Here is a 16,876-nt window from a genome sequence, read left to right as displayed (position 1 = left end):
CTTCCCGAGGAAATTACGGCAGTATGCGGTGAGGTCCGCGGGAAGATATCGATACCTTTTGGCATCCACTGCCACAACGATTCCGGGCTCAGCGCGGCGAATACCATGGCTGCCGTTACCCAGGGAGCCGTGCAGATTCAGGGAACGATAAACGGTATCGGCGAGCGGTGCGGGAATGACAATCTCTGTACATCGATCCCTAATATTACATTGAAACTCGGCATCGAATGTCTTCTGCATAACAAAATCAGGGAGCTCATGGAGCTTTCACGGTTTGTTTCGGAGATATCCAACGAGTTTCATAACCACCGTCAGCCCTATGTCGGAGAGAGCGCATTTGCTCATAAGGGGGGTGCACACATCGATGGTGTTGTCAAGAATCCGCGGACCTTCGAACACGTCGATCCCCAGATGGTTGGCAATCAGCGCCGTTTTCTCCTCTCCGATCAGTCGGGAACCGCTACGGTGCTGGCAAAGCTGAAGATGATTTATCCCGATCTCGATAAGAACGGGCCCCGGATAAAGGCTGTGCTTACCGAATTGAAGAAAAAGGAACATGAAGGATACCAGTATGAGGCAGCGCAGGGATCGTTCGAACTTCTTGCGGCGCGGATTATCGATGATTACAAACCCCCGTTTTCGCTCGGCGGATTCAGGGTGATAACCGACCGCCGTCAGGATGGCTCGATGATCAGCGAGGCAACGATAAAACTCACGGTGGATGGCGCCGAAGAGCTTACCGCTTCGGAGGGCGATGGCCCGGTCGATGCTCTCAATGGTGCTGTCCGTAAGGCTCTTAACAGGTTTTATCCCCAGCTTGCGACGGTTCATCTCGAAGACTACCGTGTACGCGTGCTTTCGTCGGATGAGGGAACGGAGGCGAAGGTGCGTGTGCTCATCGAGTCTTCGGATGGCGTCGATGCCTGGGGTACTGTCGGTGTTTCGGAAAACGTTATCGAGGCTTCCTACATAGCGCTTGTTGAAAGTCTCTCGTATAAACTCGTTCTTGACAAGAGAAAGGCTGGCCATAACGCTCATGGGCAGAATTCATAGACGGACAGCGCGGCTGGAAAAGCTCCCGCCATACCTGTTTGCCAGACTTAACGATCTGAAATTGAAAATGCGCCAGGACGGCGCTGACATTATTGATTTCGGCATGGGAAATCCCAATATCCCGACTCCCGATCATATTGTGAACAAGCTGACCGAATCGGTCACTGATTCCAAGACTCACCGTTATTCGGCGTCACGGGGTATTCCTAACCTGCGGAAAGCGATTTGCCGCATGTACAAGCGGGTGTACGATGTCGATCTGAAATGGTCGACCGAATCGATTGCATTGCTCGGTTCAAAGGAAGGCCTTTCCCACCTCATGCTTTCACTTCTCGATACGGGTGATTCGGTAATGGTTACCAACCCGACCTACCCCGTCCACATTTACAGCGTGGTTATTGCGGGAGGAAATGTCGTCGCCATTCCGCTTACCCGGAAAACGGGTTTTTTACCGGCGATGGAAGACATCATGAGGGAAATATGGCCCAAGCCCAAACTTATGGTGCTTTCGTTTCCCCATAATCCCACGACGGCGTGCGTCGATCTGGATTTCTGGGGCGAAGTGGTTGAGTTCGCACGGCGGTCGAATACGATCATCGTTCATGATTTTGCCTATGCTCAGATGGGCTTCGACGGATACCGGCCTCCGAGTATTCTCCAGGTTCCCGGGGCGAAAGACATAGCGGTCGAGTTTACCACCATGTCGAAAGTCTACAGCATGGCCGGATGGCGTGTCGGGTTCTGTGTCGGCAATCCCGAAGTGATTGAAGACCTTTACAGCATCAAGGGATATTTTGATTATGGTATCTTCACACCGATTCAGGTTGCGGCTATCGCCGCACTCGATGGTTCTCAGGAATGTGTCGATGAGACTGTCGATATTTACAAACGGCGCCGTGATGCCTTTGTGGATGGTCTTATCAAGATCGGATGGGATGTACCGCGACCGAAAGCGACCATGTATCTGTGGTGCCCTATCCCCGAGCAGTACAAAGAGATGGGCTCTATCGAGTTTTCCATGAAACTTCTCCGCGAGGCCGAGGTTGTCGTTTCTCCAGGTGTGGCATTCGGCGGGCTCGGAGAGGAATACATACGTATTTCCCTCGTTGAAAACGAACAGAGAATCAACCAGGCTGTCCGTAATATCAAACGGTGCCTTTTTTAATTCACCGTTGCAGCATTCAGCACGCAGCACCCGGCATGTTATATATTATCTCTATCCGTCTGCATCGTTGCATAGTTGCTTCGTTCGGCGGAACGTTGTCTTTTCGGGATAAGCAGCAAGCTCACAGGGAGGAAAAACCGCTTGAAAGACATTGAAGGGGGAGTCACGGCACCTGCCGGATTTAAAGCAGGTACGGCCGAATGTGGAATCAAAACGGCGTGTCGCCCGGACCTGATGGTGATTGCTTCCGATGTTCCTGCATCATGCGCGGGCATGTTCACGTCAAACAGAATTAAGGGCGCTCCCGTTATTGTCAGCCGCGAGAATGTCAAACATGGGGTGGCCCGCGCCATAGTGGCAAACAGCGGAAATGCCAATGTCTGCAACGGCGAGGATGGCATTGCGGCTGCGGTTGCCATGACCGGGGAGACCGCTCGTATGCTTGGATGCGAATCATCGGAAATCCTTGTGGCTTCCACGGGGGTCATCGGAAGGCCGTTCCCCATCGAGAAGGTCATGAAAGGAATTCCGCACGCTGTTGCCGGACTTTCCCGTAATGGAAGCGGTTTGGCTGCCCGGGCGATCATGACAACCGATACCGTCCCCAAGGAGACCGCGATAGAAATCGATGTCGCGGATGTTCCGGTAAGAATCGGTGCGATTGCAAAAGGGTCTGGAATGATTTGTCCCGATATAGCCACCATGTTCTGCTTTATAACAACCGATGTCGCCATTGAACCGTCCTCGCTGAGAAAAGCGCTCCGTCAGGCTGTGGATGTAAGTTTCAACTGTATTACAGTTGACGGGGATATGTCGACCAGTGACACTGTTTTCATGCTTGCCAGCGGTAAAGCCGGTAATGCCGTGCTCAGGAGCCGCTCGAAGGCGTTCGATGCCTTCACCGATGGCCTGACCGAGATTTGTCTCCGCATGGCAAAAGCGATTGTACGGGACGGCGAAGGGGCGACACGATTTATTACGGTGAGGGTTACCGGGGCGGCAGGCAGGGATGATGCCCGGCGGGTGGGAATTGCAATCGCAAATTCGCCCCTTGTCAAGACCGCCTGTTTCGGAAGTGACCCCAATTGGGGCCGGATAATCTGTGCATCGGGATATTCGGGGATTCCCATCGATGAGAATCTCGTGACCATTTCCATTAATGGCACACTGCTTTTCGATACGGGGAAAACACTGCCCGTGGACGATAAGGAAATGCGGAGAAAGATGTCTGAACACGAGATCGATATCGATATAGATATCGGGATGGGGCAGGCGGAAACGACTATTTACACATCCGATCTGTCGTATGAATATATAAAGATCAATGCCGAATATACAACTTGAGGGGGAACTCGGACTATGCTTCTTTCACCGAACGTTTCAATAATCGAGCCATCAATTACCCTTGCTATCAGCGCAAAAGCGAAAGCCATGAAGGATAAAGGCGTCGATGTTATCGCCCTGAGCGCCGGTGAACCTGATTTCGGAACGCCTGAGCATATCTGCGATGCCGCTGTCGAGGCTATTCGGGCCGGATTTACCCGTTATACACCTTCGGCGGGTATCCCGGAACTCCGGAAGGCTGTCTGCAATAAATTCCGCCGCGATAACGGGCTTTCATACGATCCTTCTCAGGTATTGATAGGCTGCGGCGCCAAGCATAGTGTTTTTTTGACGATTTTAGTCCTTACCGGCCCCGGTGACGAGGTAATCATTCCGGCTCCCTACTGGGTGTCGTATCCGGAAATGGTCAAGCTCGCCGGCGGGATTCCCGTATTTCTGGAAAGCTCCGTTGAAAACGGCCTGAAGATTACGGCCGATCAGTTACGGAAGGCTGTTACACCGAAAACAAAACTGGTTGTATTGAATTCACCCTCCAATCCGACCGGAATGATTTACACGGAAAATGAACTGCGCTCGCTTGCACAAGTAATTGTCCAAAAAGATATTTACGTTCTTTCGGATGAGATATACGAAAAGCTCGTGTTCGGTGGGGCGAAACATGTTTCGATCGGATCGTTGTCCGATGATATTTTCAGACACACCATTACCGTGAACGGCGTATCCAAAGCCTATTGCATGACCGGCTGGCGTATCGGGTACGCGGCAGGCCCGCTCGAAATAATAAAAGCGATGGATAACGTTCAGAGCCAGGAAGTTTCCAATCCGACCTCCATCTCGCAGAAGGCAGCGCTGGCGGCGCTCGACGGGCCGGAGGATTTTATTCCCGGAATGGTCGATGCATACGAGAAACGAAGGAAATACATGGTGGACAGGCTCAACGGCATGGAGGGAGTGCGCTGTATGATGCCGGAAGGTGCGTTTTATGTGTTCCCCGACGTATCGGGCGTATATGGCAGACGTTTCAAGGGCATGACAATCGACGGGTCATACGCTTTCAGCGATTACATGCTCGATGAATGGAAGATCGCCATCGTTCCGGGCATAGGATTCGGCGCCGATAACCATGTCCGTCTGTCGAGTGCCACATCGATGGGAAATATTGAAAAAGCCCTTGACCGTTTTCAGAGCGGTCTGGATGCGCTTGAATAGAAAGAGGGGTTTATTTACCGATGAATATTATAAAACTGGGACTTCCGAAAGGGAGTCTGCAGGAGCCGACATTCGATATATTCAAGAAGGCAGGCTATCGCATCAGGCTGGGGGAACGGTCGTATATTCCCGTGCTCGATGATCCTGAGATCGAGGGGCTTCTGATCCGCGCCCAGGAGATAGGGCATTATGTCGAGGACGGCGTTCTCGATGCGGGTATAACCGGCCAGGACTGGGTGCAGGAGTACCAGTCCGATGTCGTCGAGGTTACGAAGCTCCTTTATGCGCGGGGCGGCTTCGTTCCGGTGCGATGGGTGGTTGCGGTCCCCGAGAATTCGGGCATCACGACCATCGAACAGCTCGAAGGAAAACGTATTGCTACCGAACTGGTCAGTTATTCACAGCGCTATTTTGAAAAGCGCGGGATTAAGGCCCGGTTCGAATTCAGCTGGGGCGCGACCGAGGTCAAACCACCCGAGCTTGCCGATGCGATTGTGGATGTGACGGTTACCGGGAATTCCCTGAAGGCCAATAAACTGAGAATCATCGAGACGATCCTCGAATCCACGACAGTGCTCGTGATGAACAGGCAGGCCTGGGATGATCCATGGAAGCGTGAAAAGACGGAAAACATCTCCATGCTCCTGCAGGGCGCACTCAATGCGGAATTCAAGGTGGGATTGAAAATGAACGTTCCCGCCGGTGAGGTGGATAAGATATGTTCGCTGCTGCCGAGTCTCCATAATCCGACGATTTCTCACCTCAGCGATAAAAACTGGGTTGCGCTCGAAGTCATCATCGATGAACCGAAAGTCCGTGAGCTTATTCCCGTTCTCAAAAAAGCCGGTGCCGAAGGCATCATCGAGTACCCGCTTAACAAGCTGATATATTGAAATGAAGGAGTGTGTCGCGAAGAGGAACTGAGAACGAAAACCGCAGATAGTACGCGGTGAACGTCGCAGTAACAGGTTTTTTCTTTTCGGCACTGGAATGGAGATTACCGATGATAACGATACAGACACTGGACGAACTCCAAAAGGATCAACGGTTTGCGGCAATCCTGAAACGCGAGTTGACGTTTGACCCGGCGATAGAGTCATCGGTCAGGGATATAATCGAGAATGTCCGTATTCGCGGTGATGAAGCGCTGCTGGAATATACGAGCAGGTTTGATGGCGTCGATCTCGGCGTCATCGAATGTGTGCCCGGTTCCCTTATCAGGGAACTCCACGGGAAAGTCGACGAGGATTTTCTTGCGGCGCTCAGGGATGCGATCGAAAATGTTCAGCGTTTCCATGAACTCCAGGTGCGCAAGTCCTACTGGATAGACGGGGAGGATGGCACTCGTCTTGGTTTGAGATATAATTCGCTCGCGGCTGTGGGCCTTTATGTTCCGGGCGGAGCAGGGGCATACCCCTCGACAATTATCATGAATGCCGTTCCCGCCCAGGTCGCGGGAGTGAAGAGGATTGTGGTCGTCACACCTCCGGCGCAGTTCAGGGACAATCCGCATGTCGCGGCGGCACTCTATGAACTCGGTATCGATGAAGTGTATACCGTCGGAGGGGCGCAGGCTGTTGCCGCGCTCGCTTTTGGTACTGATAGCATACCGAGGGTCGATAAGATTGTCGGTCCCGGCAACATGTACGTTGCAGTTGCAAAGAAACAGGTTTACGGTCAGGTCGATATCGACATGGTTGCGGGGCCTTCCGAGATTGTGGTTGTTGCCGATGAGAGCGCCGATCCCTCATTTGTTGCCGCCGATCTCCTGAGCCAGGCCGAGCACGGCAGCGGCATGGAAATGTCGCTTCTGCTGACCGATTCGGAAGAGCTTGCTGCCGCCGTCCGGGACGAGCTTATCCTTCAGGTCAAGGACCTCCGGCATTCCGAAACGATAAAAAAGGTACTTGCGAACAACGCCCTCGTCATCGTGAGCGATCTCGATGAAGCTGCCGAAACGGTCAACCGTATCGCTCCCGAACATCTCGAGCTCATAGTGCGCGATACTGCTGTTCTGCTCGATAAAATCGAAAACGCCGGAGCGATTTTCCTCGGCGCATATTCACCCGAGCCCATTTCCGATTACTTCGCCGGACCGAACCATGTGCTTCCGACATCGGGAGCTGCGCGGTATGCGTCTCCGCTCGGTGTCTATGATTTTCAGAAATGTTCGAATATTGTCGAATACACCCAACACGCCGTGCATTCGTGCTGCGAAAAGGTCAGTATTCTTGCCAAGTCCGAGGGATTCGATGCCCATGCACGGGCGGTTATGATACGATGCAGGAAATAAACATGAAAAAACAATCCATACTGGAACATGTGAAACCCGAAGTGCGGTCGATTTCGGCTTACACACTCAAAGAATACGAATCCGACATCAAGATCAACCAGAACGAGAACCCGTACGACGTTCCGGAAAAGCTCAAACGGGAACTGCTCGATTTCGCTCTTGAGCGAAGCTGGTCGCGTTATCCGCCGTTCGATCCCGCCGGGCTCCGTGAGAAGCTGGCTTCGTATGCCGGATGGAAGCCGGACGGTGTCTTGGTTGGCAACGGCTCGAACGAGATCATACAGGCTGTCCTGACCGTAATGCTCCGCCCGGGCGCGAAACTTGTGCTTCCGTCGCCCACATTCACGGTGTATAAACTCATCGGAACGGTGCTCGGCGCCGATGTCCGTCAGGTTCCGCTCAAGCAGGATTTCACCTACGACTGCGATGCCCTCGAACGAGAGTTCCTCAACGGCGGCGATATGATAATCATCTGCTCGCCCAACAACCCGACAGGATGCCTTTACCCCCTCGAACGGCTCACAGCGCTCCTTGAGCAGACCGATGCGCCGGTTGTGATTGATGAGGCATATTTCGAGTTTTCCGGAGTCACCGCGGTGAATCTCCTCGAAAAGTATGACAATCTTATCGTGCTCCGCACCTTTTCAAAGGCGTTCTCGCTCGCAGGGCTCAGGGTCGGATATGGTCTCATGAATCCCGATCTGGCGCAGGAAGTGAACAAGGCGAAGCTCCCGTACAATATCAATTTCTTTTCTGTCGCCGCGGCGATAAAGCTCCTCGAAAACCGTGATGAACTCGCAGCCAGTGTGAAAATACTCATCGGGGAGCGTGACCGCATGATCCCGGCTCTCAATAAGATCGATGGTGTCACCGCATATCCGAGCAGGGCGAATTTCATACTCGTCGAAACTCCGTTCGAGCCTCGGAAGGTTTTTGATGGCCTTCTTAAAGATGGTCTCCTCGTGAGAGACGTTTCATCGTATCCCATGCTCGGGCGGGCATTCAGGGTTTCGGTTTCGCGATACGAAGATAATGAGCGTTTTATTGTCTCCCTGCGGCAGGTTATAAACAGGCTGAAAAAAAGTCCTGACAGATTGTAAATTTTTGTGTTGTTTTGAATAATTCAATAGATCATATTATACATGTACTCAAAATAATATGAATCCGTGTGATCCGTGTAAATCCGGGTTTTGGGAATTATATGAATAAGGCGGGATACCCGGATAATTCACCGGATGATTCAGATACACCTGAGGGGAGAACCATGGCACGTAAAGCGCATCGAGAGCGTAAAACGAAAGAAACCGCGGTAAGCCTCACCATTAACCTCGATGGGACGGGCGAATCGCGAATCGAAACCGGAATCGGTTTTTTTGACCACATGCTGACGCTGTTTGCACGGCATGGCTTTTTTGATCTTACGCTGAAGTGCGAGGGTGACACCGAAGTCGATTTTCATCATTCGGTCGAGGATGTGGGTATCACGCTCGGACTGGCCTTCAACGAAGCCCTTGGAGACAAGACCGGAATAGCCCGTTATGGTTATGCGTATGTTCCAATGGAATTCGCCCTTGCCCGCGCTGTCGTCGACCTGTCGGGCCGCAGTGCGCTCTGCTACAACGTTCCTCCTGTCGTTGAAAAAATCGGCGCGTTCGACAGTGAGCTTTTCCCGGAATTTTTCAAATCCTTCGCCGATAACGCCCGTATCAATCTCCATATCGATCTCATCAAATCCTCGAACGGACACCATGACATAGAGGCTGTATTTAAAGCAGTCGCACGAGCGCTGGCGGATGCCTGCCGCTTCGATGACCGTGTCAGAGGCCAGCACACGACCAAAGGTACGATATAAAACTGTATCATCATGCTCCGAAAAAGTAGTAATGTACTAGAAGTGTTGTGATAAACACCATGTGTGTGGATATAAGCTGTCAAGGGTCGGCACGAAGTGCCGATTTACATGCCCTTGACAGCAACAAAACAACACATTTCGTCATGGGGCTCGTGAAAAATATACTTTTTCACAGCCCTCCTGGTCAGGTTTGATTTTATGGGCGAAAGTGTGCCCTCATGATTCTCCGTCTGTGAGGAAATCGTGAAAATGGTTGACAACAGCTATTTATAAAATTAAAATAGTAACTACTATCAAATACTCCCTTCTTTATAAATAATTGCCGTCACCTGTGTCACAGAAAGGATGGTACTCTATGATAAAAATCAGGGTATTGATCGGATGCTGCGTGCTCGGAGTTATCTGGGGAGGGATATGCTCGCTTATCGCTCAGGAAGGTACATGGGCGGGTGGGGAACTGCTGGGTAAATATCCCTACGACCGTTTTGAAAAGCCCCAGAAATGCCTGACATGTCATACGGATATTTTCCGTCAGTGGGAGCAGGCGATGATGTCTCAGGCGTATACTCATCACTGGGACGAAATCGAGTACTTCGATCTTGCTGTTCAGCATACGAAAGTAAAGCCCGAGCTCAAACCGGTCGTTGACGGCTGTAACGGTTGTCATACTCCTCTCGCGTTCGCGGCGGGAGATGTCACACCTCCGCGTCCCTCGGCAAAATCACGGGCGAACGAATCGGTATCATGTGATGTCTGTCATACGATTACGGGTTCAAAGGGGGATACGCCGTTCAATTTCAGCTATATTCCGAGTCCCGGATGGATGAAATACGGCAACAGGGAAGGAGTCGAATCTCCGGCTCACAAAACAGTCAACTCTGATTTTGTCAAGACCGCCGAATTCTGCGGAACGTGCCATAACGAAAAAGACCCGTATGGTGTATGGGTGAAGTCGACACAGCTTGAATGGAAAGAGGGACCGTACGGTCAGCAGGGAGTTCCCTGCCAGAAATGCCATATGCCTTCCGCGCCGGGGAAAAATGCCAAAATGTCCCAGTTTCATGATGATGTGGCGCAGCATCTTTTCCATGGCGCCCATGTGTTCTCGAAAATAAACGGTGCGGTGGAAATTCTCATTCAGCCCGAAGTCCGTGAATCGGAGCCGGGATACCCCGTAGTGCTGACCGTTGAGCTGTTCAACGGGAAATGCGGACACAAGATACCCTCCGGCTCTGTCGAGGACAGGATCATGTGGCTCCATGTCGAGGCGACCGATTCGAAGGGGAAAGTCTACCATCTTCCTGTCGACAAGAAAGGGTTTGAGGGCGAGGAATACACGATCGGAAGCGAAGAACTCGCGTATCAGGATATTGGCGATATCATGCAGATTCCGAATTTTAAGGGGCTTCCCCGTGACGGAATTCCCGTGGGAGACCGTATTTTCCGTATGCCATATTTCGATTCTCAGGGCAGGATGACCATCTGCCAGTGGAATACCAAATCCCTCGGTGTCGATTACCGTATCGGCCCGCGGGAGACGAAAATTGAGAAATTCACATGGAATCTTCCCGATGCCATTCCCGAAGGCATTGTAACTGTCAGGGCGAGCGTGTATTACGGCAAACTGGTGAAACCCGTCGGTGACTTCCTGAAGGTTCCCGAGGACGAGACGGAAGCGGTTCTTATAAACACAGCCGAAACCTCATTCGAAGTATACTATTAACACGGGGGTCTCACATGGTCCGAAGATGCTTTCTTATTGTCGCTTTTTTTACCGTGCTTATCGCGGCGCTGGCGCCTGAAACAGGCAGGGCCATACCTGCATTTGCGCGGAAATACGGTTTTTCATGCTCGACTTGCCACGTTGCTGTTCCGAAATTAAAGAGTTACGGCGATGAGTTTGCCGGTAACGGGTATCAGCTTCCCGATGCGGACGAGCCGCCCCGCGCCTTCAAGGATGCGGGTGACGACCGGCTTCTTTTACAGCGTGAATTACCGCTTGCAATCCGTTTTGATGCATATGCACGTTTTCAGACAGAGGGGAAAATAAAGAGCGATTTTCAGATGCCTTTCGGTCTAAAACTCATGTCCGGAGGAAACATTGCGAAGAATGTGGGGTATTATTTTTACTTTTATATGTCCGAGCTCGGTGAGATGACCGGTGTCGAAGATGCATTTATCTACTTCAATAATATCGGCGGCACAGAGCTCGACTTCCTGGCCGGACAGTTCCAGCTCTGCGACCCTCTCTACAAACGCGAGCTCCGGCTGACATATGAGGATTATCAGATTTATACGACAAGGGTGGGGCAGAGCAATGCCAACCTGACCTATGACCGCGGTTTTATCCTGTCATACTCGCTTCCCACCAAGACCGACCTGGTGCTGCAGGTGGTCAACGGAAACGGCATCGGTATGGCGGAGGATGATCTGACGGATAACGACAATTTCAAGAATGTGTTTCTCAAGGTTTCGCAGGATATTTCCATAGTGAATATCGGCATGTTCGGTTATACCGGTCAGGAAAAAACCGATGTGGAGAAAAAAGAAAAGAATAAATTCTATATGGTCGGTCCCAATCTCACAGTCAGCACCGACCGTATTGAATTTAATACGCAATATGTGGCGAGAAGCGATGATAATCCCGATTTTCTGCCCGTGAAAGGCGACAAGATAAAGACCGACGGATTTTTCGGTGAGCTCATTGTCAATCCTTTCCCCGCAAAATCACGTATTTTCGGTATCCTGCTCTACAATAAAGTCAATTCCGATTACGACGGCCTCGAATACGAGACCGTCACGGTGAATCTGAGCTACATGTTACATACGAATATGCGTGTTATGGCCGAAGTGACCCGTGATATCGAAAACGAGCAGTCACGGTTTGTTGTCGGGTATGTTTCGGGATTTTAAAGGCTTGATACATTGCGGGTGAAATGAAACTGCAAAAAGAGTCCCCAGCAGTTCCCCGTTACAAATAAATCCCCCTGTTATCAATGCATGACAGGGGGATTTATTGTATCAGGCGGATTCATACTTTTACCATCATTGATAATAGATTCAGAGGTTCATTTTGTTATGTATAGACCCTGAAACAAGTTCAGGGTGACGTGTATACGATTATGTCGTCATGCTGAACCTGTTTCAGCATCTTTCAACAACGATTCGAATTCCATACCCTATTACTGCAACCTGGTATCCATCCCCCGAAACACGAATCGATTAAATCGGCGCCTCTTAAAAAGTTATGCTGTACGCATACTTTGTGGATACTGTTTCTGTTGCGGAACCATTGAACAAATGAATGCCGATAAACGCTTGCATTTAGGAAATACCTTGCTATATTAAAAAATAATTAAACGAATAAGCACATGACCGATGTGGGAGCAGAAACCGCAGTTTATTGTGGGGAAAAGAGAATAAATATGCATACTATCAATCATACCTTTACAATCACGATGATTGCCATCGCATGCTTAATCCTTTCTGCTCCGTATCTCAATGCGCAGAATATAAACGATTTGACAAACATGCCTGCCGCTCCCACAAGAAGTATCGGCGATTTTCTTACTCCCGACGACCGTTTTGACCTGGAGGCGGCGCAGAGAACCGATTTTCAGGGTTCCCTGAATATGAATGGATATGAACCGGGAATCGATCCGGCCACAGGACAGCCCGTTTTTCGCCCCGGTAAATCAGCCTCAACCGCCGGATATCCCGATGATATCTATTGGGATAACACCATATCCTCGTCATATCGAGGGTTCAATGATAAAGTTTATGCTCTCACGGTGTATGACGGAAAACTGATTGCAGGAGGAGATTTCAATGTAGTAGGTGGAGTTGGAGCCAGTAGAATTGCCGCATGGGATGGGTCGTCATGGTCGCCCCTCGGTTCGGGATTGGATAAAAGTGTTCTTGCGCTTACAGTGTATGATGGTAAACTTATTGCAGGGGGATATCTTACGAACGCGGGTGGGGTAAGAGCGGAACATATTGCAATGTGGGATGGATTTTCATGGTCGCCTCTCGGTTTGGGGTTCAACAGGTTTGTTTATGCACTCACGGTGTACGATGGTAACCTCATAGCAGGGGGATTCCTTACCCGTTCTGGCGAGAGTAATACAACCAGATATATTGCAATGTGGGACGGATCATCATGGTTACCTCTTGGCTCGGGAATGGATGAAAGTGTCTCTGCGCTCGTAGTGTACAACGGAAAACTCATTGCGGGGGGAGAATTCACTACTGCAGGCGAGGTTGAGGCAAATAGAATCGCCGCATGGGACGGGTCATTATGGTCGCCTCTTGGCCCGGGTTTAAATGGTCATATCAATGTACTCACGGTGTACGATGGGAACCTCGTTGCGGGAGGATATTTCACTGCTGCGGGCGAGATTGAAACAAATGGAATCGCTTTATGGGACGGATCATCGTGGTCGTCACTCGACTCAGGAATGAGAGGGGGTTTTGATCCGAATGTTCCGTATGATCCTTATGTCTGGGCTCTCACGGTATACGACGGGAACCTCATTGCCGGAGGTGGATTCAATATAGCAGGCGGGTATTTCGTAAATAATATTGCATCGTGGAATGGATCGTCATGGTCTCCTCTCGGTTCAGGAGTGGGTGGGGAGATTGATCCGTATGTCAAGGTTCTTTCAGTGTACGATAATGACCTTATTGTGGGGGGATTGTTTACTCGGGCGGGTGGTAAAATTGCTCCCTATATTGCACGATGGACGAAAAAAGACTCGATTACAGACATAGAACAATCAAGTCTTCCCTCAAAGGTGAAATTATCCCAGAATCATCCCAATCCGTTCAATCCGGCGACAACAATTGTATATGATGTTCCCTCACAATCGCATGTAATTGTTACCCTCTACAATGTTCTCGGACAGCCGGTGCGGACGCTTGTTGACGATGTCCAGCAGCCCGGTTCCTATCGTGTGACGTGGGATGGTACCGACCAGTTCGGGGCGCCGGTTTCAATGGGAGTGTATTTCTATCGATTACAGGCTGGAGATTACAGCGAGACGAAGAAAATGCTTTTACTGAAGTAGCGTTTTGATTAATAAGTCAGCGAAAAAAACTATTCTGGTTATTCAATCATATCGTAATCACTGATGTACTTTAAAGTATTGTCATTCCCGGGAACGAAGTGAACGGGGAATCCAGTATTCTATCTTCCTGTCATGATCATGAGATGATGGATTCCCGCCCCCGATTAAAGATTCGAGGGTGACGTCTTTCACGGGAATGACGCCTTACCGTATTTTTGTGCACTAATTGAATAATCGGAAATTCTATTAACTGTTAAATTCCAATAGAATAAAAAAGACAATCCGCGGAAATCCGTCAAATCCGCGGAAATTCGTGTTCTATTGAGTATTTATGAAAAGGTCGGGTTGGAAGTTTTAACCCATTTATCGCATCGAGCGGTTATTTTATCTTTGTGATGCTGAGGCGGTTGATAGCCCGCATCAATGCGAGCCGCGCGCGGTCCTCATCGATGGATGTATCACGGGCAGCGTCTTCGAGACGTTTTTCGGCCCTCTTTTTCGCCGCTTCGGCTCTGGCCCTGTCGATTTTATCGGCAGTTTCCGCGGTTTGAGCGAGAATGGTGGTTTTAAAAGGAAGAACCTCGCAATATCCTCCCGAAATACTGACAAACGATTTCTTCACACCCTTGGTGATGACAACCGGGCCGATTCCAAGTCCGGTCAGGAAAGGCGTATGCCCGCCGAGAACCTGAAATTCGCCTTCCGCTCCGGGAAGTTCGGCGGAATCGATGTCGTCCGATACAAGCACCCGTTCGGGGGTTATTATTTCCAAATGAAACTTATCTTCTGCCATCGGCTATTTACGCTCCAGAATTTTTTTACCTTTTTCGACCGCCATTTCGATGGGACCGACACTGACAAATGCCTGTTCGGGAAGGCCGTCATGCTTGCCGTCGATGATTTCCTTGAATCCTTTGATGGTCTCCTCGAGTTTGATATACTGCCCTTTCATGCCGGTGAACTGTTCGGCGACAAAGAAGGGCTGGCCGAGAAAACGCTCGATTTTACGGGCGCGCTGCACGGTGATCTTGTCATCTTCGGAAAGCTCGTCCATACCGAGAATGTTGATGATATCCTGGAGGTCCTTGTACCGCTGGAGGATGTTCTGCACCTCGCGCGCGGTTGTGTAATGGTCATATCCGGCAACACGCGGGTCAAGTATCCGTGATGTCGAATCGAGCGGGTCGACTGCCGGATAGATGCCTTTTTCCACGATCGCACGGTTGAGCACCGTCGTGGCGTCGAGATGGGAGAATGTCGTCGCCGGCGCAGGGTCTGTCAGGTCGTCCGCGGGAACATAAATTGCCTGAACCGAGGTGATCGAGCCTTTCTGCGTCGAGGTGATCCGCTCCTGGAGTGCACCCATCTCCGTGGCGAGATTTGGCTGATAACCTACCGCGGAAGGCATACGGCCGAGAAGCGCTGAAACCTCGGAACCCGCCTGGACAAAGCGGAAAATGTTGTCGATGAACAGGAGAACATCTTTGCCTTCCATATCGCGGAAATACTCGGCAAGGGTAAGTGCGGTAAGCCCCACACGGAGACGTGCGCCCGGGGGCTCGTTCATCTGGCCGAACACGAGGCCCGTTGAATTGATGACGCCTGATTCGTTGAAGTCGAGCCAGAGATCGTTTCCTTCTCTGGTGCGTTCTCCCACACCGCCGAAAACGGAGATTCCCGAGTGCTGTTTCGCCACATTGTTGATAAGTTCCATGATGAGCACCGTCTTGCCGACTCCGGCGCCGCCGAACAAACCGATTTTACCGCCTCTCGGATAGGGTTCGAGGAGATCGATGACCTTTATGCCGGTCTCGAGCATGGTGGTCTGTATATCCTGATCGGTATAGGTGGGAGTGGGACGGTGAATGGGCAAACGGTTTTTTGCATTGACCGGGCCTTTGCCATCGATCGGTTCGCCCACGACATTGAGCATGCGGCCGAGGGTTTCGGGGCCGACGGGAACATTGATGGGCTCGCCGGTGTTTTTGACATTCATTCCCCTCACCAGACCGTCCGTGGAGTCCATTGCAATGCACCTTACCACGTTTTCTCCCATGTGCAGCGCGGCTTCGGCAATGAGCCTGGTGTTGTTTTCACGTTCGATAACGCAGGCATCCAATATATTGGGAACTGAACCTCCGGGGAATTCTATATCGATAACCGGCCCGATAACCTGTACTATTCTCCCATCGCTCATGAAATAATCTCCTTATTTCGTTTTCGCCTTAACAATCTCTTTTCGCTCAAATAGTCTCAGTATAAAAGCTATGCTATTATACAGTGAAAGTCAAGGAGTATATTCCTCTTAACCGAGTCTGCTTCACGATGTTATGAAGAAAAAAACCGCTGTTTCTACAAGAAAGTAAAATGAATGTATTTTACCGTATACAAAAAAACCGATGACCTTTATATACGGTGCATCGGAAATAAAAAATGGAGCGGGAAACGAGGCTTGAACTCGCGACATCCACCTTGGCAAGGTGGCGCTCTACCACTGAGCTATTCCCGCTCGACAAATAAAATATAAAAAATTACCGTTCGTAATACAAGAAAATTTTCTGGCCATAGCTAACTTATTTACTCCAAAGGATACATCAAAGTTCCCGTTCGGTGATTTCAAGCTTTTTTCCGGAAATTCCGGTGGCATGAAGCGCCGGAAACTGACGTAATACCCCATAATTCAACTGTGGGTATTGTCAATTTCCAGGAATTACTTTATATGGTTGTCCAGTTTGATAAGCATAGAAAATCTTTTTAAAAGAGTTGTGATAAACACCATTTACGTGGATATAAGCTGTCAAGGGTCGGCACGAAGTGCCGATTTACATGCCCTTGACAGTAACAAAACAACACATTTCGTTATAGGGCTCGTGAAAAATATACTTTTTCACAGC

Annotated in this window: 13 protein-coding genes and 1 tRNA gene; 11 read left to right on the top strand and 3 right to left on the bottom strand. The window is 50.3% G+C overall.

The features are described from left to right. The 11 genes from LLG96_16900 to LLG96_16850 all read left to right on the top strand — a co-directional run. On the top strand, window positions 1–1,053 hold a 1,053-nt coding region (locus LLG96_16900; GenBank protein ID MCE5251887.1), incomplete at its 5' end, for a citramalate synthase. Next, the gene (locus LLG96_16895) at window positions 1,007–2,218 is read left to right on the top strand and encodes an aminotransferase class I/II-fold pyridoxal phosphate-dependent enzyme (protein ID MCE5251886.1); all 1,212 of its coding nucleotides are present in this window, start codon (window positions 1,007–1,009) and stop codon (window positions 2,216–2,218) included. The genes LLG96_16900 and LLG96_16895, both read left to right, overlap by 47 nt. A 141-nt stretch (window positions 2,219–2,359) precedes the next feature. Beyond that, window positions 2,360–3,562, top strand: a complete 1,203-nt coding sequence (argJ, locus tag LLG96_16890) for a bifunctional glutamate N-acetyltransferase/amino-acid acetyltransferase ArgJ (protein ID MCE5251885.1) — start codon at window positions 2,360–2,362, stop codon at window positions 3,560–3,562. Window positions 3,563–3,577: 15 nt separating this feature from the next. Then, the gene (locus LLG96_16885) at window positions 3,578–4,771 is read left to right on the top strand and encodes a pyridoxal phosphate-dependent aminotransferase (protein ID MCE5251884.1); all 1,194 of its coding nucleotides are present in this window, start codon (window positions 3,578–3,580) and stop codon (window positions 4,769–4,771) included. A 20-nt stretch (window positions 4,772–4,791) separates the two neighbouring features. After that, window positions 4,792–5,664: an ATP phosphoribosyltransferase gene (gene hisG / locus LLG96_16880; protein ID MCE5251883.1), complete on the top strand. Its 873-nt coding sequence runs from the start codon at window positions 4,792–4,794 to the stop codon at window positions 5,662–5,664. Window positions 5,665–5,774: 110 nt separating this feature from the next. Next, complete coding sequence (gene hisD / locus LLG96_16875) at window positions 5,775–7,064, top strand: histidinol dehydrogenase (protein ID MCE5251882.1); 1,290 nt, start codon at window positions 5,775–5,777, stop codon at window positions 7,062–7,064. 2 nt (window positions 7,065–7,066) lie between these two features. Beyond that, window positions 7,067–8,164, top strand: a complete 1,098-nt coding sequence (gene hisC / locus LLG96_16870; protein MCE5251881.1) for a histidinol-phosphate transaminase — start codon at window positions 7,067–7,069, stop codon at window positions 8,162–8,164. A gap of 164 nt (window positions 8,165–8,328) precedes the next feature. After that, complete coding sequence (hisB, locus tag LLG96_16865; GenBank protein MCE5251880.1) at window positions 8,329–8,916, top strand: imidazoleglycerol-phosphate dehydratase HisB; 588 nt, start codon at window positions 8,329–8,331, stop codon at window positions 8,914–8,916. 355 nt (window positions 8,917–9,271) lie between these two features. Further along, complete coding sequence (locus LLG96_16860) at window positions 9,272–10,639, top strand: hypothetical protein (protein MCE5251879.1); 1,368 nt, start codon at window positions 9,272–9,274, stop codon at window positions 10,637–10,639. A 14-nt stretch (window positions 10,640–10,653) separates the two neighbouring features. Then, complete coding sequence (locus tag LLG96_16855; GenBank protein ID MCE5251878.1) at window positions 10,654–11,829, top strand: hypothetical protein; 1,176 nt, start codon at window positions 10,654–10,656, stop codon at window positions 11,827–11,829. Window positions 11,830–12,341: 512 nt separating this feature from the next. After that, the gene (locus LLG96_16850; GenBank protein ID MCE5251877.1) at window positions 12,342–13,982 is read left to right on the top strand and encodes a T9SS type A sorting domain-containing protein; all 1,641 of its coding nucleotides are present in this window, start codon (window positions 12,342–12,344) and stop codon (window positions 13,980–13,982) included. Between the two features lie 379 nt (window positions 13,983–14,361). On the opposite strand, the gene LLG96_16845 is transcribed toward LLG96_16850, so the two are convergent. The 3 genes from LLG96_16845 to LLG96_16835 all read right to left on the bottom strand — a co-directional run bounded on the left by LLG96_16845 (window position 14,362) and on the right by LLG96_16835 (window position 16,491). Beyond that, complete coding sequence (locus LLG96_16845; GenBank protein ID MCE5251876.1) at window positions 14,362–14,775, bottom strand: F0F1 ATP synthase subunit epsilon; 414 nt, start codon at window positions 14,773–14,775, stop codon at window positions 14,362–14,364. 3 nt (window positions 14,776–14,778) lie between these two features. Then, window positions 14,779–16,179 (bottom strand): F0F1 ATP synthase subunit beta, encoded by a 1,401-nt coding sequence (atpD, locus tag LLG96_16840; GenBank protein ID MCE5251875.1) that lies wholly within the window; start codon window positions 16,177–16,179, stop codon window positions 14,779–14,781. 237 nt (window positions 16,180–16,416) lie between these two features. Then, window positions 16,417–16,491: transfer RNA gene (locus LLG96_16835), tRNA-Gly, on the bottom strand. Between the last annotated feature and the right edge of the window lie 385 nt (window positions 16,492–16,876).

The organism is bacterium, from assembly GCA_021372535.1.
In the GTDB taxonomy this organism is placed as follows: Bacteria; Latescibacterota; Latescibacteria; order Latescibacterales; family Latescibacteraceae; genus JAFGMP01.
Note: the sequence above shows the minus strand (reverse complement) of the source record. Positions and strands in the feature narration are given on the sequence as shown.

Bases quoted from the DNA above. Each gene is read 5' to 3' on its own strand.
- LLG96_16850 (MCE5251877.1), top strand. From the start codon at position 12,342: ATGCATACTATCAATCATACCTTTACAATCACGATGATTGCCATCGCA.
- LLG96_16855 (MCE5251878.1), top strand. From the start codon at position 10,654: ATGGTCCGAAGATGCTTTCTTATTGTCGCTTTTTTTACCGTGCTTATC.
- atpD (MCE5251875.1), bottom strand. From the start codon at position 16,179: ATGAGCGATGGGAGAATAGTACAGGTTATCGGGCCGGTTATCGATATA.
- LLG96_16885 (MCE5251884.1), top strand. From the start codon at position 3,578: ATGCTTCTTTCACCGAACGTTTCAATAATCGAGCCATCAATTACCCTT.
- LLG96_16860 (MCE5251879.1), top strand. From the start codon at position 9,272: ATGATAAAAATCAGGGTATTGATCGGATGCTGCGTGCTCGGAGTTATC.
- LLG96_16845 (MCE5251876.1), bottom strand. From the start codon at position 14,775: ATGGCAGAAGATAAGTTTCATTTGGAAATAATAACCCCCGAACGGGTG.
- hisB (MCE5251880.1), top strand. From the start codon at position 8,329: ATGGCACGTAAAGCGCATCGAGAGCGTAAAACGAAAGAAACCGCGGTA.
- hisD (MCE5251882.1), top strand. From the start codon at position 5,775: ATGATAACGATACAGACACTGGACGAACTCCAAAAGGATCAACGGTTT.
- hisG (MCE5251883.1), top strand. From the start codon at position 4,792: ATGAATATTATAAAACTGGGACTTCCGAAAGGGAGTCTGCAGGAGCCG.
- hisC (MCE5251881.1), top strand. From the start codon at position 7,067: ATGAAAAAACAATCCATACTGGAACATGTGAAACCCGAAGTGCGGTCG.